This window comes from Photobacterium chitinilyticum, assembly GCF_004104355.1.
GTDB classification, from domain to species: Bacteria; Pseudomonadota; Gammaproteobacteria; order Enterobacterales; family Vibrionaceae; genus Photobacterium; species Photobacterium chitinilyticum.
In genome coordinates, this window is sequence record NZ_RJLM01000010.1 from 44,171 (window position 1) to 62,756 (window position 18,586).

The window sequence follows — 18,586 nt, forward strand, 5'->3', positions numbered from 1 at the left end:
TGGGCGTGCAGTCATGCGACCGGAGTGGTCGGTATGCGAGATGTCACCAGCAGATATAATATTAAAAATAAGGTAATTATCAATAATGATAGCGGATTTTGTTGCGCGGCAAGGACGGCGGGGGATCGAAAAATGCCAGGCTGTCGGGCGTGCGAGTTTGTTGCTATACGGCGCGTTGGTCAGCAAGCCACAGCCAGGAAAAATGTTTCCGTTGCTAATAAGGCAGCTGTATTCCGTCGGGGTACTGTCAGTTGCCATTATTTTGGTGTCCGGCTTGTTTATCGGTATGGTTTTGAGCCTTCAGGGCTATATTGTGCTGATTGATTTCGGGGCTGAAACAAGCCTTGGGCAGATGGTGGCCCTGTCACTGCTGCGTGAGCTGGGGCCTGTGGTGACGGCGTTGCTGTTTGCTGGCCGGGCTGGCTCGGCACTGACCGCTGAAATTGGCTTGATGAAAGCGACCGAGCAGTTATCGAGCATGGAAATGATGGCGGTGGATCCTCTGCGCCGGGTGATAGCCCCGCGTTTCTGGGCTGGTGTGATCTCGATGCCGTTGTTGTCGTTGCTGTTCTGTGCTGTTGGTATCTGGGGCGGCCAGCTAGTTGGTGTGGACTGGAAAGGCATCGATCATGGTAGTTTCTGGTCGGTGATGCAGTCATCGGTCGAATTAGGAAATGACATTGCTAACAGCATTATCAAAGCTGTGGTGTTTGCAATTACGGTGACTTGGATTGCGGTATTTAATGGTTATGATGCGATACCGACATCGGAAGGGATCAGCCGGGCGACAACAAGAACGGTTGTGAACTCGTCATTGGCGGTATTGGGATTAGATTTTGTGCTGACAGCATTGATGTTTGGGAATTAACGGATGCAACAGATAAAAAAATTAGAACTATGGGTCGGTGGGTTTGTGCTTGCTGGATTTGCTGCTTTGTTGGTATTGGTGTTTAAGGTCGCGGATGTGCAGAGTATTGGCGGGAATGAGTCTTATACTCTGAAAGCTCATTTCGACAATATCGGCGGATTAAAAGTTCGCTCGCCGATTAAAGTCGGTGGCGTGACTGTCGGTAAAATTACCGATATTACACTTGATACGGAACACTATATCCCGGTGGTTACATTGGCTATCGAGAAAAAGTATGGCTACTTTCCTGAAACCAGTTCGGCAGCCATTCTTACATCAGGGCTGCTGGGCGAGCAGTATCTGGGTATTGAACCTGGTTTTATTGATGAAGATATAGAAATGCTGGCTGACGGTGACTTAATTGAAGACACCAAGTCGGCATTGGTTCTGGAAGACATGATTGGCCAGGTGCTGTATAGCATTGGCGGTGATAGTAATAAGTAGAGGATATGATGAAACTCTTTCGATATATATTGGTGATGCTACTGTCGCTCCCTTTGGTTGCCCAGGCCGGCACCGTAGATAAAACCGATCCTTACCTGATGATACAGGTCGTCTCTCAGACCACCTTCGATCGCCTGAAAACAGAAAAGGATCAGATCCAACGTAACCCGGAGTTGCTGCGCACTATCGTGAGACAGGAGCTGCTGCCGTATATCAATACCCGTTATGCCGCTTATAAGGTGCTGGGGCCCCAGCTGAAGAAAACAACCAAAGAGCAGCGTAACAACTTTGTGAGTGCGTTTAGTGAGTACCTAGTGGCATCTTATGCCCAGGTGCTGACCCAGTATACTGATCAGGATATCAAGATAGAGTCACCGAGGTCGGTGCCTGCTGGCCGTACGATCGTATCGGTTCGGGTCGATATTCTTGATACCAAGCGCCCGCCTATCCGCCTCGACTTTAAGCTGCGCAAGAACAAAAAAACCAGTGAGTGGCAGGGCTACGATATGGTGGCTGAAGGGGTGAGTATGATCTCGACCAAGCAGAGCGAGTGGAGTGGTCAAATCCGTACCGAAGGTGTTGATGCAGTAACAATGAGTTTAAGAGAGCTTGCGGCGAAACCAATACGCCGTGAGGACAAAAACAATGAGTAAGCCTAAGATTGAGTGGCGAGCCCAGGAAAATGGTTATTATTGCTTGTCAGGGGCAGTCGAACGTGACACAGTTCCAGCTTTTTGGCAGCAAAGACATGAATGGATGCCACAGGATGCCAGGGTAAAGCTCGATCTTTCTGCTTTATCTCGGGTAGACTCGGCGGGCATGGTGATGTTGCTTCATATATATCAACAGCTCAGCAGTAATGGCAGTGAACTGACGTTGCTGAATGTGCCGGAACAGCTGGTTACCTTGCTACGCCTGAGCCATGTAGAATCAATGTTAGCTGCTTGTATTGACTAAGCAGCAGAGAGGATAGCTTGTGGAAATCTCCGAAATTAAACATATTCTGGAAAATGCCTTAGAACTTGATGAAATCATCGTTAAAGGCGAGGGCAGCCACTATGAAGTGATTGCTGTAGGTGCCATTTTTGAAGGCATGAATCGAGTTAAGAAACAACAGACGATCTACGGCCCGTTGATGGGGCAGATTGCGGCGAACGACATTCATGCCTTAAGCATTAAAACATTCACGCCAGAAGAGTGGGCGCGTGATAAAAAGCTTATGTCGCTGTCCTAAGAGGTTAATGATGCAAAAGTTTCGAATCCAGGGCGGTGGCCCATTAAGTGGTGAAGTCTCCATTTCTGGTGCTAAAAATGCAGCATTACCGATTTTATTTGCCTCTTTGCTGGCAGAAGAGCCTGTCGAAGTTGCCAATGTGCCCAAGCTCCGTGATATCGATACCACGATGGAGTTGCTAAGCCGTCTGGGTGCGAAGGTAACCCGTAACGGTTCGGTGCATGTTGACGCCAGTGGGGTCAATGAACTTTGCGCCCCGTACGAGCTGGTCAAAACCATGCGCGCTTCTATTTGGGCGCTTGGACCGCTGGTGGCACGTTTTGGTAAGGGACAGGTCTCTTTACCGGGCGGTTGTGCGATTGGTGCGCGTCCGGTTGATCTGCACATTCATGGCCTGGAGCAACTGGGTGCCCAGATTGTGCTCGAAGAAGGTTATGTCAAAGCGACCGTTGATGGCCGCCTGAAAGGTGCGCATATCGTGATGGACAAGGTCAGTGTCGGTGCGACAGTGACCATTATGTCTGCCGCGACGTTGGCGGACGGGACTACCGTCATTGAAAATGCCGCTCGCGAGCCGGAAATTGTTGATACCGCGGACTTCTTGAATACGCTTGGTGCCAAGATCACGGGTGCCGGAACCGATACCATCACGATTGAAGGTGTCGAACGTCTTGGTGGCGGTTATCACGAAGTCGTTGCCGACCGGATTGAAACCGGCACGTTCCTGGTTGCTTCGGCTGTGTCTGGTGGCAAGATTATGTGCCGTAACACCAGACCTTCGCTGCTCGAGGCTGCGCTTGCCAAGTTAGAAGAGGCTGGTGCCGCTATCGAAACCGGCGATGACTGGATCAGTCTGGATATGACCGATCGTGAGCTAAAGGCGGTGAATATTCGTACGGCGCCACACCCTGGTTTCCCAACGGATATGCAGGCTCAGTTCTCGTTGTTGAACCTGATAGCCAAAGGTACAGGGATTATTACCGAGACGATTTTTGAAAATCGCTTTATGCATATTCCTGAGCTGATCCGTATGGGGGCTCATGCAGAAATCGAAGGTAATACCGTCATTTGTGGTGACACAGATGGCCTAAGCGGTGCGCAGGTAATGGCAACTGACCTTCGCGCCTCTGCCAGTTTGGTGATCGCCGGCAGTATTGCCGAAGGCGAAACGATTGTTGATCGTATCTATCATATCGATCGCGGTTACGAGCACATCGAAGATAAGTTCAGTGCGCTGGGTATGAAAATTGAGCGCTTCAGCGAGTAAATGTTGCTAGCGCCAGAAATTAAAAAGCCTCGCAATGCGAGGCTTTTTTGTATGTTTTTCTAGTTTCTAGCCACTTTATTAATACCCATTGGGTTCGTCGGCTATCAGTACTGATAGCGTTGTTACCTGACCGTTACGCAACACTTTCATTTCAACGGAATTGCCAGGCCGAAGCTCGGTAACGATATCCAGCACATTACGACGGTCAGTCACTTTCTTGCCGTCTATCTCGATCAAGATATCCTGTACCTTAAACCCAGCCTTGGCTGCCGGGCCGTTTGGATCCATCCCCATTACAATGATCCCGCTGACTTGTTCTGCATCATACAGGCGCGCCATTACCGGATTGATATCCCGAGCTTCAATCCCAATGTAACCGCGGATCACTCGGCCATCGGCAATCAGCTTGTTCATTATTTTCTGGGTTAGCTCATAGGGAATGGCAAAGGATATGCCATAGGTCTCGATATCTGTTGTCTGTTGGTAAGAGGCAGTATTGATCCCGACGAGCTCGCCTCGGGTATTGACCAGTGCCCCACCGGAGTTGCCATCATTAATGGCGGCATCGGTCTGGAGAAAGTCCTGACGGCCATAGAAGCTCATACCAGAGCGACCGGTGGCGGAAATGATCCCGTAGGTTGTGGTTTGCCCTAGGTTGTATGGGTTGCCGATTGCCAGCACGACATCACCGACGGCTGGCTTGTAATCAGGGCTAAGCGGAATAACCGGTAGGTTTTCGGCCTGGATCTTCAGGACTGCAATATCGGTACGCTGATCTTTACCAATCAGTTGGGCGGTAAATATGCGTCCGTCCTGTAATGCTGCTATCACCTGATCGGCTTTCGCAACAACATGGTAGTTGGTGACGATGTAGCCTTTATCACTCATGATCACGCCTGAACCGAGGCCTTGGGTGCTCAGTTTGAGCCGGTCTTCGGCGTTGTAGCGACGGTTATAGATATTGACGACGGCTGGAGAGGCACGGCGAACGGCAAAGTTATAGGATAACTGGGGTTGATCCGTCTGGATGGTGGTCAATGACACTTTGGGTTGGATCATCTTGGTGCGAAGTTCAGGAAAAACAACGAGTAAGACAACAGCTGTGACGATGCCAAGTAAAATGGACCGACGAATAAAAGCCAGCATGCTTGCTCCCCTGAAACGAAATAGCGGCAGTGCACGAAGAGTGCATTCTATGAATTATTTGGACGAGGATATCATTACAATGACTAGATACCAAACGCTACTAGGTACTTAGGCAATTGCGGGGGTAAACAGGGGAGGCGGGCCATTGCTGGCCCGGAAATAGGATTAGCGAATGATCAAGTAGAGGATATTGTCGCTACGTTTCACTTCCAGCGCCAATACATTGGGCTCTTGCTCAAGCGCCTTGCGCAGTTCACCGAGGTTACGGATTGGCTGGCGGTTAAGCCCAAGGATAATATCGTCTTTTTGTAGGCCATAACGCGCTGCCAGAGATTTTTCGTCAATATTGGTGACTTTTACCCCTTTGACACCGTCGTCGGCCGTTGTATTGGCAAATTCAGCACCGGCAAGACCTGGGTGAAGGTTTTCTGCTTTGACTTTGTTCTGGCTTGCCTCTTGCAGCACCACTGAAACCGTTTGTTCCTTGCCATCACGGACGATGCCCAAGGATGTTTGTTTGCCGGCACCGAGGGTGGCTATTTTCGCCCGGAGTTCACCGAAGGTACGGATTTGTTTGCCGTTGACCGACACAATAATGTCCCCGGCTTTGAGTCCGGCCTTTTCTGCTGCAGAGTCTGGCATTACTTGGTTGATGAAAGCGCCATGATTGGTTTCATAACCAAAGGCCTCTGCCAGTTCAGAGGTTAGCTCTCCGCCCTGAACACCCAGGACCCCCCGCTTGACTCCGCCGAACTCAATGATTTGCTCGGTTAGGTTTCTCACCATATTGACCGGGATGGCAAAGCCGATGCCGACATTGCCACCGTTAGGCCCCAGAATTGCGGTGTTGATTCCGATAAGTTCACCGTTAAGGCTAACTAATGCTCCGCCTGAGTTGCCGCTGTTGATAGCCGCATCGGTCTGAATAAAGTTCTCGAAATTTTCGATATTGAGTCCACTGCGGCCAAGGGCCGAAATAATGCCCGAGGTAACCGTCTGGCCCAAGCCGAACGGGTTACCGATTGCAACGGCGAAATCACCCACACGCAGGCTGTCGGAGTCCGCAAGTTTTATGGCGGTCAGGTTTTTGGTCTTTTCAATTTTAAGCAGCGCAATATCTGACATTTCATCGCTGCCAATTAACTCGGCAGATAGCTCTTTGCCGTCATGCAGCTGGACCATAATCTTATCGGCGCCGTTGATGACATGATGGTTGGTAACAATATAGCCTTTGTCCGCATCGATGATGACTCCGGAACCCAGCCCTCGGAACGGTCGTTCACGAAGCTGCTCTTCGGGAAATTCGGGGCCAAAGAAAAAGCGGAAGTTTTCAGGAAGGCGTTGCCTTGAAACCTGCTTGCCTTCGACTGCAATACTGACGACTGCCGGGGTGACTTGCTCCAGCATCGGGGCGAGGCTAGGAAGCTGTTGGCTATTGGTTGAAAGAGGTAATGCAGCAGTTGCCGTGATTGGGGTAATAACAGAACTGATGCAGAGTGCCAGCGCACTGAATACAAGCAAAGGTTTTTTCATTATTACTAAACTCCGGTTTACAAGTAGTAGTACCATTCCATAGTGACTATAAACATCTAAGAATCAATCACCAACGAAGGAAAGCGGTATTAGCTCTGACTTGAAAACCGGGGTTTAGTTCCAGAAAAAAAGGAATTAGCTCGCTTTGGGCTCTTCCACTTTTTCAGGTTCGTCTCTCAGTAGCCCGGTTGCACCGTTGGCGTAATCACGGGGTTGATTTTGTACATTCCCCGTTTCCGCAACGGGCTCCAGTGTACTGATACGACGGGCAAACGGGTTGTCCTGATCCGGAAGATTAGGCATCAACTCGGTTGATGTTTTTGCCATGTGTTCGTATAGCTTACTGTAATCTTTCGCTATGTTATCTAACAGCTCTGAACTGCAGGCAAAATGATCCACTAATTCCTGACGGTATTGCTCCAGTTCGTATTTTGACTTATCCAAGTCTTTCTTTAGTTCTTTTTGTTGTTTGAGGCTTTTATTGCCTAAACGGGCTGCAAAAGCACCTACAATTGCACCTGCGGCAAAAATGAGTAGCGCATATATCCAAGCCATGAAAAACTCCTTGTGACTTTATGAATACCAAGTTGTTTATGTCGGTCTAAAGACATTGTGGCGGCATACCAACGAGTTAGGGCATGCTCGTGCCGACGGGTCTTTCCTTTGTATACCAGATAGTTTAATTGGTGCTGAATGGGCGCCAACTAATTAGTTCGTATAGTTACTATACATGCACAAACGTTGCCATGGTACTATCTGACGCCAAAGATGGGACTAATTTGGTAATGGTAAAGGATGACTCCACAACAACAATATCAGTACGATCTCCAGCAGGCCGATTTCATTGCCGACCCGGCGCAGGCCATGGCGGTCTCTTACCTTGAAGCTCTCTATCATCGAATGCTGGCACCCAAACCGGAAGCCAAAGCTTCACTGTTGCAGCGGTTGTTCAAACGGCAACAAGAGACCAGTACCACGCCAGTAAAAGGCGTCTATTTTTGGGGTGGGGTCGGAAGAGGAAAGACCTATCTGGTTGATACGTTTTTTGAGTGCTTGCCGACCGAGCGTAAAATGCGGGTGCATTTCCATCGGTTTATGCATCGTGTGCATCAGGAGATGCAGCAACTGTCTGCACAGTCAGATCCGCTGGAGCTGGTCGCGGACCGATTCAAGGCCGAAACTGATATCATCTGTTTTGATGAATTCTTTGTCTCTGATATTACTGATGCGATGATCCTCGGGACGCTATTCGAGGCGTTGTTCCGCCGGGGGATCACGCTGGTGGCGACATCGAATATCCCGCCTGACGAGTTGTATCGCAATGGTCTGCAGCGATCCCGTTTCCTACCGGCTATAGCGCTGATTCAGCAGCACTGCGATATCGTCAATGTTGATTCTGGCATCGACTATCGCCTGAGAACGCTTGAACAGGCCGAAATTTATCATTACCCACTTGATGCCCTAGCGGAAAATAACATTGAGCAATATTTCGTTCAATTGAGTGTCGAGCCAAGAAGCCGAGGCAAAGCTATCGACATAAACAACCGAATGTTGCCGACTCGCCACGAGGCCGATGGGGTAGTGCATTTTACGTTTAAGACATTATGCCAAACGGCCAGAAGCCAGACTGACTATATGGAAATAGCCCGTATTTATCACACCGTGCTGGTCTCGGAGGTGATCCAGATGGGCGAGAAAGAAGACGATGCCGCGCGACGTTTTATTGCCATGGTCGATGAATTCTACGAGCGCAATGTAAAGCTCATTATGTCGGCGCAGGTGGATATGACACAGCTTTACCAAAATGGCCGCCTCGAGTTTGAATTCAAGCGCTGCTGTTCACGTTTGATTGAAATGCAAAGCCACGATTATCTGGCAAAACCTCACCTTGCATAGTGCCGGGGCAAATGTGACTTTGCGGTAAAAAAACGAAGGTTTTTCCTCAACAACGGCCTTGGGAGAAAAAAACACACTTTTTTTTGAAAAAAAGGTGATTTTTCCCCCACCCTTCCCTATAATCTTGCGACCCACCGTACCTGTGTCGGCGAAAGCCGGGAGCACCAACCGCTCGAAGGGGTGATGACTGGGCTCTGAACAGAGGGAGCGTTTTTGCGCTCCTGTGAAGTGAAACTATTTAATTTTGGGTAAGAATTAGCATGAAAACTTTCGTTGCTAAACCAGAAACTGTAAAACGTGACTGGTATGTTGTTGACGCTGAAGGTAAAACTCTTGGTCGTCTAGCAACTGAAATCGCATCTCGTCTACGTGGTAAGCATAAGCCGGAGTACACTCCGCACGTTGACACTGGTGACTACATCGTAGTTATCAACGCAGAAAAAGTTGCTGTAACTGGCGCTAAGAAGACTGACAAGATGTACCATCGCCACACTGGCTTTATTGGTGGTCTGAAGTCAATCAGCTTCGAGAAGCTTATCGATAAGAAGCCAGAAATGGTTATCGAAACTGCTGTTAAAGGCATGCTTCCTAAAGGTCCTCTAGGCCGTGCTATGTACCGTAAGCTTAAAGTTTACGCAGGTACAGAGCACAACCATGCTGCACAGCAGCCTAAAGTACTAGACATCTAATTGGGGAAGATGACAATGGCAGAGAATCAATACTACGGCACTGGTCGCCGCAAAAGCTCAGCTGCTCGTGTTTTCATTAAACCGGGTACTGGCAACATCGTAATCAACAAGCGTAGCCTTGAAGAATACTTTGGTCGTGAAACTGCTCGCATGGTTGTTCGTCAGCCACTTGAGCTAGTTGAAATGACTGAGAAACTTGACCTATACATCACTGTTAAGGGTGGTGGTATCACTGGTCAATCAGGTGCTATCCGTCACGGTATCACTCGTGCTCTTATGGAGTATGATGAGACTCTACGTCCATCTCTACGCGCTGCGGGTTATGTTACTCGTGATGCACGTAAAGTTGAGCGTAAGAAAGTTGGTCTACGTAAAGCACGTCGTCGTCCACAGTTCTCTAAGCGTTAATATTACGCTTCAGAATATTTATTCTGGATACTGTGTACGAAAAGCTCAACCTTCGGGTTGGGCTTTTTTTTTGTCAAAAAAACACCCTTTCTCCCTCTAGAATCCCTGTATTCCGCGGCTTGATGTAAAATTGAAACAAAAAGAACATACCTCTCACATTTGTTGCGAAAAAGTAGCTTTATCTTGTCAAAAAGTGGGGTTTTCTTTATCATTTGGCGCGATAAGCAACAGTTTTATAATGTTACAAACAATCTGTTGTTTCTTTCCGTTGAAAGTTAGCCGTAAGCTCCAGGGACGCCGAAGGACATAATAATAATCCAGAGCGGGAGCACATGGGAGAATGTTGGATGAGCAATGCGCCAGTAAGTAACGGCCGCCGCCGCTTCCTGACTGCGACAACTTCGGTTGTTGGAGGCTTAGGTGCAGTCGCTGTAGCTGTGCCTTTTATCAAATCTTGGAACCCGAGCGCGAAAGCAAAAGCCGCCGGTGCACCAGTAGAAGTTGATATCAGTAAGTTGGAAGATGGCCAAATGGTACGCGTCGAGTGGCGCGGTAAGCCTGTTTGGGTCGTGCGTCGTAGTGATGCAATTTTAGAAGAGTTGGGTGGCCATGATGGTGATCTTCGCGATCCGTCGTCAGATGAGCCACAGCAGCCTGAATATGCCCAGAATAAATTTCGTTCAGTTAAACCTGAGATCTTTCTAGCCGTAGGGATCTGTACTCACCTCGGTTGTTCCCCTACCTATTTGCCAGATAGCTTTAACGAGCAGGTGAGTGGCGTCAGTGCAGGCTTCTTCTGCCCGTGTCACGGTTCTAAGTTCGATATGGCCGGCAGGGTATTTGCGGGGGTACCAGCACCGCTCAACTTGGTGGTACCGCCTCATACATTCCTGGATGACAATACCATTCTGGTCGGTGTAGATGAGGAGACAGCCTAATGGAAGCGCTACTCGGTTGGATCGAAAAACGTTTACCTATGATGGATGCTTACAAAAAGCATTTGTCCGAATACCCGATGCCGAAGAACTTTAACTTCTGGTATCTGTTTGGATCGCTCGCCATGCTGGTGCTGGTCAATCAGTTATTAACCGGTGTCTGGCTGACGATGAACTATGTTCCCTCCGGTGAGGGAGCGTTTGCCTCCGTTGAGTACATCATGCGTGATGTTGAATATGGCTGGCTGCTGCGTTATATGCACTCGACAGGCGCTTCGGCGTTCTTCGTTGTAATTTACCTGCATATGTTCCGTGGTTTGATTTACGGTTCTTATCAGAAGCCTCGTGAACTGCTGTGGCTGTTCGGTATGCTGATCTTCCTGGTGCTGATGGCAGAAGCCTTTATGGGTTACCTGTTGCCATGGGGCCAGATGTCATACTGGGGTGCTCAGGTAATTATTTCACTGTTTGGTGCTATCCCTTTTATTGGCGATGATCTGACATTATGGATCCGTGGTGACTATGTTATTTCGGGCGCGACCCTGAACCGTTTCTTCGCTCTGCACGTTATTGCGTTGCCTATCGTGCTGTTGCTTCTGATTGTGCTGCACATATTGGCACTGCATGAAGTGGGGTCAAACAACCCGGACGGTATCGAGACCAAACTGCCGAAAGGCAGCAAAGGTGAAGGGTACAAGACTCAGTTCCCGTTCCATAAGCAGTACAGCGGCAAGTACGATGTCATTGATTCTATCCCGTTCCATCCATATGGTACGGTGAAAGATATGGTCGGTGTGGCCGTCTTCCTGTTCTTCTTTTGTTATGTGTTGTTCTTTAATCCAGAGATGGGCGGTTATTTCCTTGAACCACCTAACTTTGAAGCCGCTAACCCGCTGAAGACACCAGAGCATATTGCACCAGTTTGGTACTTTACTCCGTTCTACGCGATTCTGCGTGCGGTACCAGACAAGCTAATGGGCGTTATTGCGATGGGTGCATCGATTGTGGTGCTGTTCCTGTTGCCGTGGCTGGATCGCTGTAAGGTGCGCTCTTACCGCTACCGCAGCAAGTTCCATCTGATCAATATCGCTCAGTTTACTGTGAGCTTTATTGCCCTGGGTGTACTGGGGGCGCTGCCTGCGACAGCAACGTATACCTTGATGGCGCAGATTTTCAGTCTGGGTTACTTTATGTTCTTCGTCCTGCTGTATTTCTACAGTAAAAACGAAGCAACCAAGCCGCTACCAGAGAGGGTGACATTCAAATGAAGAAGTTGATTGTAATGCTACTAGCTCTGTTGCCTTCGATGGCTATAGCGGCTGGTGGTAACGTACATTTAGATGCTGCGAACAATGACTTGTCGGACAAAGCCTCGCTACAGCGTGGTGCCAAGACATTCATGAACTACTGCTTTGGCTGTCACGCCACGCAGTATCAGCGCTATGAGCGTGTGGCGACGGATATCGGTATTCCGCTGGATCTGATGAAAGAGAGCATGATCTTTGATAGCGAAGCTAAGATCGGTGATCTGATGACCAATGCAATTCCTGAGGAATACGCAGCGACATCGTTTGGTGCTCCGGCACCGGATCTGACTCTGGTTGCCCGTGTTCGTGGTACAGACTGGTTATACACCTACCTGCGTTCTTTCTATGCAGACCCAAGCCGCCCGTTTGGCGTCAACAATGTGGTTTTTCCTAGTGTAGGTATGCCGCATGTCCTGGAAGAGCTGCAGGGTGTACCAACAAAAAGGTATGAAACTCACCTGGTTGACGGTGAGGAAGTACAGGAATTTGTTGGCATCGAGTCTGATGGGACTGGTGAGCTGAACGCCGAAGAGTATGATGAGGCGGTTCGTGATCTGGTTAACTTCCTAGAGTATTCGGCTGAGCCGGTAAAACTAGAACGTCAGAGTCTGGGGTTATGGGTAATGGGCTTTCTGGTCATATTCTTTGTGCTAACATTACTGTTGAAGAAAGAATATTGGCGTGATGTCCATTGATCAGGTAACCTAGTGGGTTAAGAATCTCGCAATGGGGGCTCGAGCCCCCGTTGCTTTTTGTGTATATAAGTATACTGGAGGGGTTAATGGCTGTTGCTGCCAATAAACGCTCTGTGATGACTCTGTATTCTGATGCGTCGGACATCTACAGCCATCAGGTGCGTATCGTACTAGCAGAAAAGGGTGTTAGTGTTGAAATTGAGCTGGTTGAACCAAACAACCTGCCTGAAGATCTACTGGACCTAAACCCGTACAACTCTGTTCCAACCCTGGTTGACCGTGAGCTTGCTCTTTACCAGGCCGGCATCATTATGGAGTACTTGGATGAGCGTTTCCCTCACCCACCTCTGATGCCAGTTTATCCTGTTGCTCGTGGTAACAGCCGCCTGATGATGTACCGTGTTGAGCGTAACTGGTACACATTGGCTGAGAAGGTAAACAAAGGTAGTGCTGATGAGGCAGATAAAGCACGTAAGCAATTACGTGATGAACTGCTTGCTCTGGCACCTGTATTTGCTGAATTCCCGTACTTTATGAGCGACGAGTTCAGCTTGGTTGATTGTTACCTGGCACCGCTACTGTGGCGTTTACCTGAAATGGGTATTGAATTGGTTGGTGCTGGTGCCAAAGAAGTGAAAGCATATATGACTCGCGTTTTCGAGCGTGATTCATTCCTTGCCTCACTGACTGAAGCCGAGCGTGAAATGCGCTTGACTGGCCAATAATGGATATGGATAAAATGACGCCGCGTCGCCCTTATTTGCTGCGCGCGTTTTACGACTGGTTGGTCGACAATGACCTGACACCTCACTTGGTTGTGGATGCCACATTGCAAGGAGTGAAGGTGCCGACGGAATTTGTCAGTGACGGTCAAATTGTACTGAATATTGCTCCGCGTGCAGTCGGTAATCTGGAACTGGGTAATGAAGCAATTAGCTTCAATGCGCGTTTTAGTGGCCGTCCTCACTCTGTGATCGTTCCTATGTATGCAGCATTGGCTATCTACGCCCGTGAAAACGGTGCAGGTACCATGTTTGAGCCGGAGCCGGCTTATGCTTCAGACATGGCTGAGAGTGGTCTTGCGGACGGTGATTATCATTATGATGAGATCATCGAGGATGCAGAAGAGACACAATCTCCTCTTGCTGAAGTGACCGAAACCAGCGATGACAGCAGCCCAGATGATGAGCCGCCTCGTCCTCGTGGCCGACCGAGTCTTCGCGTCGTGAAATAAAAAACGCAGCCTTCTGGCTGCGTTTTTCTTTAATCGCTAAGTATAATCTGCAACATGCTTAATTCGGATATTCAAACACCTTGACGACCTTTTTCACGCCAGATACGTTGCGGGCGATCTCTGCGGCTATATTGCCTTGCTCGCGGTTCACATAGCCGAGCAGGTAGACTTCCTGTCCTTCGGTGATCACTTTAATCGATACGTCTTTCAGCTTCTTGCTGCCAATCATCTGTGATTTGACCTTGGTGGTGAGCCAACTATCTTTGCTGACCTCGGCCAGTTGAGGGAGCGGACGGATCTGTACCTGATTATAAACAGTATCGACATTCTCCAAAGACTGAACTTGTTCGGTCAGTTGCTGCTTGGTTGGTTGATCAACAGACTGACCAACGAGCAGTACCTTGCCGTCTATCGCAATTGCATTGATCCGGGCTTGCTGCCGGAACGGTGGCTTATTGGCCAATCCGCCGATTTCCATTTCGATCTGCTGATCGAACCACTGCTGCTTGGTTGAGCGGGGATCGGCCGTTGTGAGACCGGAACAGCCCTGAATAGCAAATAAAACAGTAATTAGCAGGGCTCGGTACATTTTCATTGATTATCCTTCGTGATGCGGGAACAAGACCTTGTCGATAAGATCACACAAGCAATGGACCGTCAGCAGGTGTCCTTCCTGAATACGAGCAGTGCGCTGTGACGGAATACGGATTTCTACATCCTGAATACCGAGCAGCCCCGCCATTTCACCGCCGTCCTTGCCGGTTAGGGCTATGATAGTCATGTCGCGGGTTAGCGCGGCTTCCATGGCTTTTATGATATTTTTGCTGTTACCGCTGGTCGACAGGACAAGCAGGATATCGCCAGCCTGGCCTAGTGCACGAACTTGCTTGGAAAATACTTCATCATGATGATAATCATTGGCGACAGCCGTCAAGGTCGTGGTATCCGCTGTCAGTGCTAGTGCCGGTAGGCTTGGTCGCTCAGTTTCAAAACGGTTAATCAGACAGGAGGCAAAATGCTGGGAGTTTGCCGCCGAGCCACCATTGCCACAGCTTAAAATCTTGTTGCCGTTAAGTAGGCTCTGAACCATCACTTGTGCTGCTTGCGAAATCGCATCTGGTAGTGCTTCTGCCGCCGCAATCTGGGTCTGAATACTTTCTGTAAAACTTTCTCTAATGCTCTCTAGCATGGATTAACCTTCAACTAGGGTGTTGGTAAACCACTCAATCTGGTGATCGGGGCCTTGGATTGCCACGACATCAAACCTAAACTCAGTGTGTTCGGCTGAAAAGCCGTTTTTCTGTAGCCAAAACAATGCTGCCCGTTTTAGCTTTTGCTGTTTACGCCAGTTTACCGCTTCTGCGGCTGAACCGTAATGTGCATTTTTGCGGAATTTAACCTCGACAAAGACCCAGCAGGTCTTGTCGCGCATAATGATATCAATTTCACCGCTTCGACACTGGAAATTTCGGCAAACGGGCTTGAGCCCGTGGCGAAGCAAAAACTGCTCCGCCATGGCTTCATAAACCTGTCCTTGCTTACGCTTATTGAACGGGCTCAATGCCATTTCCCGAGAAAATAGCCCAGCTGATCTGACGCTGGATCACACATTGGTCATTAATACTCAGTTGGCCGGTTTTTCCTGGTGTCGTGTAATTATCGACGACACGCATCTGCGGTAGCTCGGCGATCATCTTATAGGCATCCATCCCGAAGGCGTGCAAGCGGACATCGGTATTCTTGGCATTTGGCCACAGTTCGTTATAGCGAGCCATAAAGTTCTGGTTTGCATCGACCAGCAGCGGTATATCGCTAAATTCAATCCCTTTCAGCTCGCTTGTGTCTTCTTTGCTATCAGGGTAACTGCGTGAACTGGCGTACAGCTTAGGTGGCTCAATGTCAGGGTTGATCGCTACTTCTATAAACGGTTTGAGCAGGGTCAGTTCATTTTTGTTGGCGACTAGGTAGACCGCATCGGTGTCTCGGCGGCTGCGCGGCTGCGACTCAAGTTCTAAGCCCAGTACTTGTTGCATTTGGTTAACTCTTGCCTGGCTTTCAGTCAGGCCGAACACTGTCGCGATTTGCTGCTGGATTTGTTTGCGCGAACTGAAAGAGCTGATTGCCGGTGACTTGCCGGTCAGTTGCTGCCATTGATCGATAAAGGCATTGCTTACACGTTCACCAAAACTGTTACCCGGAGCGAGTACCATCGGATACTCATGGCCTTTTGCAAATAGGTGCTGGGCGGCTTGCTCGGCTTCCTGTTCTGGCGAGAGCGAGAAATAGCAGGCATTCGACTGGGTCATGTTTAGCTGCTCTGGCTCATTTAAAGCAAGCATCGTGATGTCGGTGCTGTTGCCGCGTTGGAAGTCGGTGATTTTTTCTTTGCGCAGCGGACCAATAACCAGCTCGATTCCATCTTGCTTCAGTTTGCTGAGGATAGCGCTGACAGGCTCTGCTTCGGTATCGTAAATCGCGAGCTCTGTATCGGCCTCGCGGCCGGTATCGTCGAGCATGGCGTTTATAAAGCCGTCTCTGACTGCTTTTCCGGAGTTCTCATAGCGTCCGGTCAGCGGAAGCAGGAGTGCCACATTGTTTAGCTGGGTGATTTCAAGCGACATGATCGCCTGCAGTTCTGCCGGCAGGAACTGGTTGGCCGGGTGATACTGATTTTTGGCTAGCCATTCCTCAACCGTCGCCTTGAGCTTTGCTGGTCGCTGCGAATAGGTATTTTTCAGAATATTCAACTGGATCCAGCCGCGTAGGACTGTTTCGTCTTCGTTGAGCTTTGTCGCTTGTAGCTGGTTGTTATTGTAGTGAGAAAGATCTCGCCACAGGTTTTGCCAGTTTGCCGCTTTCTGCTCTGTTTTCAGGTACTGGTCCAGAGCCGTTCGCTCACGAGCAGCCTTGAATGATTGGTTGGTTTGGCCAAGCAGCTCAGCTCGAAGCATATGGAAACGTAGGTATTGGCTATCAGCCAGTGTCCACCACGGCTGGAAATTCAACGTGTCCAGGGCTGACTGGGGCTGGCCTTGCTGATAGCGCAGGGTTGCGCGGGCCAGTTGCCATTCAGCCATTTGTAGCGGGCTCAATGACAATCGTCCCAGCCGATTTGCCTGTTGTTCGGCTTGAGACCAGCTTCCTTCTTTTATCAGCGCCTTGAGGGCCAGAATGTGCCAGTCGATGCTTTCTGTGCCTTCATTCGACTCGGCTTTGATCAGATAATTTGCTGCACTGTCGGTAACGGCAGCGGTAATATCGGCGGTCACGGCCTGTTGTTGAGTTGGCGTCGAGCAGCCAGCCAAGATCACGGCGAGGGCTACAGGCGCTAATAGTCGTGATACACTTTTACGCTTATGGGTAAAATTGAGCATTGAATTCATTCAACTGTGACAAATTACTCTCTATATTAATTGCAGATGAGATCTTAGACAAATGAGTGAGACCAATTCATGCACGGTAGATGTCGCAACTTTGTACATCGTACCTACACCAATCGGTAATTTAGCGGATATCACGCAGCGTGCATTGGATGTATTAGCAAATGTGGATTTAATTGCCGCTGAAGATACACGCCATACATCACGCTTGTTGACACATTTCTCTATCTCAACCCGCACCTTTGCACTTCACGATCACAATGAGCAGCAAAAAGCCGATTATCTGATCGAAAAGCTACAGGCGGGCACGAGCATCGCACTGGTGTCTGATGCCGGTACACCCCTGATTAGCGATCCAGGATACCATTTGGTCAATCGTTGTCGTCAGGCGGGTGTAAAAGTTGTTCCTCTTCCCGGCCCCTGTGCGGTGGTAACGGCACTGAGCGGGGCAGGTCTGCCGTCTGATCGCTTTAGCTTTGAAGGCTTTTTGCCGCCGAAAAGCAAAGGGCGCCGGGATCGCTTCCAAGATCTGGCAGACGATGAGCGAACGATGATTTTCTACGAGTCGCCGCATCGAATTATGGATTCGCTGGCGGATATGCTGGCGGTACTGGGACCGGATCGCCAGGTGGTATTGGCCCGCGAACTGACCAAAACCTTTGAAACTATCCATGGTGCGCCACTAGGGGAGCTGATTGATTGGCTGGGTGAAGACAGCAATCGTACCCGTGGTGAGATGGTGTTGCTGGTGGCGGGCCACCGGGCACAGAAAGATGAGTTGCCGGCAGAGGCGCTGCGTACCGTTACCCTGCTGACCAAGGAGCTGCCACTGAAAAAGGCGGCTGCACTGGCGGCTGAAATTCACGGCGTGAAGAAGAATGCGCTGTATAAGTGGGGGTTAGAGAACCTCGATTAATTGTTTAGGATCGAGGTTTGAGCTCCCTCCCTTTGTGAAGTGGAGGGTTAGAGTGGGGCTGCTAACTCGAAACTTGAACCTGATGCATTAGCTTTTTTTAGTTCCTCTTGGCCGTTGTTGGATTTTTCACTGGTAACTGTGACCTGACTCCTATACAATCCGTCGCCGGAGTTGGCTAAGGTAATCGCTGCCTCGTTGATGTCCTTTGGGAGACTGACGGGGGGGAGGAAAGTCCGGGCTCCATAGGGCAGGGTGCCAGATAACGTCTGGGGGGCGTGAGCCCACGACCAGTGCAGCAGAGAGTAAACCGCCGATGGCTCGCTTGCGAGTACAGGTAAGGGTGAAAGGGTGCGGTAAGAGCGCACCGCGCGACTAGTAATAGTTCGTGGCACGGTAAACTCCACCCGGAGCAAGACCAAATAGGTCCCTAATGGCGTGGCCCGCGTTGGGGACGGGTAGGTTGCTTGAGCCTGTGAGCGATTGCAGGCCTAGAGGAATGGTTACCACCGCGCAAGCGGGACAGAACCCGGCTCATCAGCCAACTCCCCTCTTTTGTATAGAAGGTGGTGTCATGCTTTGGAAACGAAGCGGACAT

22 protein-coding genes and 1 other RNA gene are annotated in these 18,586 nt (G+C 49.6%); 16 read left to right on the forward strand and 7 right to left on the reverse strand.

Features of this window, described 5'->3' with window-relative positions:
- Nucleotides 1-85 precede the first annotated feature (85 nt).
- From mlaE to murA, 6 genes are read left to right on the forward strand one after another with little or no spacing between them, the layout of a single operon-like run.
- Nucleotides 86-868 (forward strand): lipid asymmetry maintenance ABC transporter permease subunit MlaE, encoded by a 783-nt coding sequence (gene mlaE, locus EDI28_RS19310; RefSeq protein WP_128785527.1) that lies wholly within the window; start codon nt 86-88, stop codon nt 866-868.
- Nucleotides 869-871: 3 nt separating this feature from the next.
- Nucleotides 872-1,351, forward strand: coding sequence for an outer membrane lipid asymmetry maintenance protein MlaD (gene mlaD / locus EDI28_RS19315; protein WP_128785528.1), 480 nt, complete (start codon nt 872-874; stop codon nt 1,349-1,351).
- Nucleotides 1,352-1,359: 8 nt separating this feature from the next.
- The gene (gene mlaC / locus EDI28_RS19320) at nt 1,360-2,004 is read left to right on the forward strand and encodes a phospholipid-binding protein MlaC (protein ID WP_128785600.1); all 645 of its coding nucleotides are present in this window, start codon (nt 1,360-1,362) and stop codon (nt 2,002-2,004) included.
- On the forward strand, nt 1,997-2,308 hold the full coding sequence (locus EDI28_RS19325; protein WP_128785529.1) for an STAS domain-containing protein: 312 nt from the start codon (nt 1,997-1,999) through the stop codon (nt 2,306-2,308). Before mlaC ends, EDI28_RS19325 begins: the two co-directional genes overlap by 8 nt.
- 19 nt (nt 2,309-2,327) lie before the next feature.
- Complete coding sequence (gene ibaG / locus EDI28_RS19330; RefSeq protein ID WP_128785530.1) at nt 2,328-2,585, forward strand: BolA family iron metabolism protein IbaG; 258 nt, start codon at nt 2,328-2,330, stop codon at nt 2,583-2,585.
- A gap of 10 nt (nt 2,586-2,595) precedes the next feature.
- Nucleotides 2,596-3,852 (forward strand): UDP-N-acetylglucosamine 1-carboxyvinyltransferase, encoded by a 1,257-nt coding sequence (gene murA / locus EDI28_RS19335; protein WP_128785601.1) that lies wholly within the window; start codon nt 2,596-2,598, stop codon nt 3,850-3,852.
- 78 nt (nt 3,853-3,930) lie between these two features.
- Here murA and degS read toward each other — a convergent pair whose 3' ends face one another.
- The 3 genes from degS to zapG form a co-directional block, all read right to left on the reverse strand.
- On the reverse strand, nt 3,931-4,998 hold the full coding sequence (degS, locus tag EDI28_RS19340; RefSeq protein WP_128785531.1) for an outer membrane-stress sensor serine endopeptidase DegS: 1,068 nt from the start codon (nt 4,996-4,998) through the stop codon (nt 3,931-3,933).
- A gap of 165 nt (nt 4,999-5,163) precedes the next feature.
- Nucleotides 5,164-6,531: a Do family serine endopeptidase gene (locus EDI28_RS19345; protein ID WP_164918592.1), complete on the reverse strand. Its 1,368-nt coding sequence runs from the start codon at nt 6,529-6,531 to the stop codon at nt 5,164-5,166.
- 135 nt (nt 6,532-6,666) lie between these two features.
- Nucleotides 6,667-7,086, reverse strand: coding sequence for a Z-ring associated protein ZapG (zapG, locus tag EDI28_RS19350; RefSeq protein ID WP_128785532.1), 420 nt, complete (start codon nt 7,084-7,086; stop codon nt 6,667-6,669).
- Between the two features lie 240 nt (nt 7,087-7,326).
- Between zapG and zapE the strand changes: the two genes are divergently transcribed.
- The 8 genes from zapE (at nt 7,327) to sspB (ending at nt 13,695) form a co-directional block, all read left to right on the forward strand.
- Complete coding sequence (zapE, locus tag EDI28_RS19355; protein ID WP_128785533.1) at nt 7,327-8,427, forward strand: cell division protein ZapE; 1,101 nt, start codon at nt 7,327-7,329, stop codon at nt 8,425-8,427.
- Nucleotides 8,428-8,687: 260 nt separating this feature from the next.
- Nucleotides 8,688-9,116, forward strand: a complete 429-nt coding sequence (gene rplM, locus EDI28_RS19360; protein ID WP_048899223.1) for a 50S ribosomal protein L13 — start codon at nt 8,688-8,690, stop codon at nt 9,114-9,116.
- 15 nt (nt 9,117-9,131) lie between these two features.
- The gene (gene rpsI / locus EDI28_RS19365) at nt 9,132-9,524 is read left to right on the forward strand and encodes a 30S ribosomal protein S9 (RefSeq protein ID WP_128785534.1); all 393 of its coding nucleotides are present in this window, start codon (nt 9,132-9,134) and stop codon (nt 9,522-9,524) included.
- Nucleotides 9,525-9,871: 347 nt separating this feature from the next.
- On the forward strand, nt 9,872-10,462 hold the full coding sequence (petA, locus tag EDI28_RS19370; RefSeq protein WP_128785535.1) for a ubiquinol-cytochrome c reductase iron-sulfur subunit: 591 nt from the start codon (nt 9,872-9,874) through the stop codon (nt 10,460-10,462).
- A complete protein-coding gene (locus EDI28_RS19375; RefSeq protein ID WP_128785536.1) occupies nt 10,462-11,727 on the forward strand; it encodes a cytochrome b in 1,266 nt (421 codons plus the stop codon). The genes petA and EDI28_RS19375 overlap by 1 nt, the downstream gene beginning before the upstream one ends.
- Nucleotides 11,724-12,461, forward strand: coding sequence for a cytochrome c1 (locus tag EDI28_RS19380; RefSeq protein WP_128785537.1), 738 nt, complete (start codon nt 11,724-11,726; stop codon nt 12,459-12,461). Before EDI28_RS19375 ends, EDI28_RS19380 begins: the two co-directional genes overlap by 4 nt.
- A gap of 86 nt (nt 12,462-12,547) precedes the next feature.
- Nucleotides 12,548-13,186, forward strand: a complete 639-nt coding sequence (gene sspA / locus EDI28_RS19385) for a stringent starvation protein SspA (RefSeq protein WP_128785538.1) — start codon at nt 12,548-12,550, stop codon at nt 13,184-13,186.
- Nucleotides 13,186-13,695: a ClpXP protease specificity-enhancing factor gene (sspB, locus tag EDI28_RS19390; protein ID WP_128785539.1), complete on the forward strand. Its 510-nt coding sequence runs from the start codon at nt 13,186-13,188 to the stop codon at nt 13,693-13,695. The genes sspA and sspB overlap by 1 nt, the downstream gene beginning before the upstream one ends.
- A 58-nt stretch (nt 13,696-13,753) precedes the next feature.
- Here the strand turns inward: sspB and EDI28_RS19395 are convergent, their stop codons facing one another.
- The 4 genes from EDI28_RS19395 to EDI28_RS19410 are packed head-to-tail and all read right to left on the reverse strand — an operon-like array spanning nt 13,754 to nt 17,069.
- Nucleotides 13,754-14,290 (reverse strand): BON domain-containing protein, encoded by a 537-nt coding sequence (locus EDI28_RS19395; RefSeq protein WP_128785540.1) that lies wholly within the window; start codon nt 14,288-14,290, stop codon nt 13,754-13,756.
- Nucleotides 14,291-14,293: 3 nt separating this feature from the next.
- Nucleotides 14,294-14,884 (reverse strand): phosphoheptose isomerase, encoded by a 591-nt coding sequence (locus EDI28_RS19400; protein ID WP_128785541.1) that lies wholly within the window; start codon nt 14,882-14,884, stop codon nt 14,294-14,296.
- A 3-nt stretch (nt 14,885-14,887) separates the two neighbouring features.
- Entirely contained in the window at nt 14,888-15,256 is a 369-nt protein-coding gene (locus EDI28_RS19405; protein ID WP_428430295.1) for a YraN family protein, read from the reverse strand.
- On the reverse strand, nt 15,240-17,069 hold the full coding sequence (locus EDI28_RS19410; protein ID WP_128785543.1) for a penicillin-binding protein activator: 1,830 nt from the start codon (nt 17,067-17,069) through the stop codon (nt 15,240-15,242). The genes EDI28_RS19405 and EDI28_RS19410 overlap by 17 nt, the downstream gene beginning before the upstream one ends.
- A 61-nt stretch (nt 17,070-17,130) precedes the next feature.
- On the opposite strand from EDI28_RS19410, the gene rsmI reads away from it, so the two are divergent.
- Together rsmI and rnpB are read left to right on the forward strand one after the other, a co-directional pair.
- On the forward strand, nt 17,131-17,991 hold the full coding sequence (gene rsmI, locus EDI28_RS19415) for a 16S rRNA (cytidine(1402)-2'-O)-methyltransferase (protein ID WP_128785544.1): 861 nt from the start codon (nt 17,131-17,133) through the stop codon (nt 17,989-17,991).
- A gap of 167 nt (nt 17,992-18,158) precedes the next feature.
- Nucleotides 18,159-18,541, forward strand: an RNA gene (gene rnpB, locus EDI28_RS19420) — RNase P RNA component class A.
- Nucleotides 18,542-18,586 lie beyond the last annotated feature (45 nt).

Bases quoted from the DNA above. Each gene is read 5' to 3' on its own strand.
- murA (WP_128785601.1), top strand. From the start codon at position 2,596: ATGCAAAAGTTTCGAATCCAGGGCGGTGGCCCATTAAGTGGTGAAGTC.
- sspA (WP_128785538.1), top strand. From the start codon at position 12,548: ATGGCTGTTGCTGCCAATAAACGCTCTGTGATGACTCTGTATTCTGAT.
- zapG (WP_128785532.1), bottom strand. From the start codon at position 7,086: ATGGCTTGGATATATGCGCTACTCATTTTTGCCGCAGGTGCAATTGTA.
- rsmI (WP_128785544.1), top strand. From the start codon at position 17,131: ATGAGTGAGACCAATTCATGCACGGTAGATGTCGCAACTTTGTACATC.
- mlaE (WP_128785527.1), top strand. From the start codon at position 86: ATGATAGCGGATTTTGTTGCGCGGCAAGGACGGCGGGGGATCGAAAAA.
- mlaD (WP_128785528.1), top strand. From the start codon at position 872: ATGCAACAGATAAAAAAATTAGAACTATGGGTCGGTGGGTTTGTGCTT.
- EDI28_RS19395 (WP_128785540.1), bottom strand. From the start codon at position 14,290: ATGAAAATGTACCGAGCCCTGCTAATTACTGTTTTATTTGCTATTCAG.
- sspB (WP_128785539.1), top strand. From the start codon at position 13,186: ATGGATATGGATAAAATGACGCCGCGTCGCCCTTATTTGCTGCGCGCG.
- zapE (WP_128785533.1), top strand. From the start codon at position 7,327: ATGACTCCACAACAACAATATCAGTACGATCTCCAGCAGGCCGATTTC.
- mlaC (WP_128785600.1), top strand. From the start codon at position 1,360: ATGAAACTCTTTCGATATATATTGGTGATGCTACTGTCGCTCCCTTTG.
- EDI28_RS19410 (WP_128785543.1), bottom strand. From the start codon at position 17,069: ATGCTCAATTTTACCCATAAGCGTAAAAGTGTATCACGACTATTAGCG.
- EDI28_RS19400 (WP_128785541.1), bottom strand. From the start codon at position 14,884: ATGCTAGAGAGCATTAGAGAAAGTTTTACAGAAAGTATTCAGACCCAG.
- EDI28_RS19325 (WP_128785529.1), top strand. From the start codon at position 1,997: ATGAGTAAGCCTAAGATTGAGTGGCGAGCCCAGGAAAATGGTTATTAT.
- rplM (WP_048899223.1), top strand. From the start codon at position 8,688: ATGAAAACTTTCGTTGCTAAACCAGAAACTGTAAAACGTGACTGGTAT.
- EDI28_RS19380 (WP_128785537.1), top strand. From the start codon at position 11,724: ATGAAGAAGTTGATTGTAATGCTACTAGCTCTGTTGCCTTCGATGGCT.
- petA (WP_128785535.1), top strand. From the start codon at position 9,872: ATGAGCAATGCGCCAGTAAGTAACGGCCGCCGCCGCTTCCTGACTGCG.
- rpsI (WP_128785534.1), top strand. From the start codon at position 9,132: ATGGCAGAGAATCAATACTACGGCACTGGTCGCCGCAAAAGCTCAGCT.
- EDI28_RS19375 (WP_128785536.1), top strand. From the start codon at position 10,462: ATGGAAGCGCTACTCGGTTGGATCGAAAAACGTTTACCTATGATGGAT.
- degS (WP_128785531.1), bottom strand. From the start codon at position 4,998: ATGCTGGCTTTTATTCGTCGGTCCATTTTACTTGGCATCGTCACAGCT.
- EDI28_RS19345 (WP_164918592.1), bottom strand. From the start codon at position 6,531: ATGAAAAAACCTTTGCTTGTATTCAGTGCGCTGGCACTCTGCATCAGT.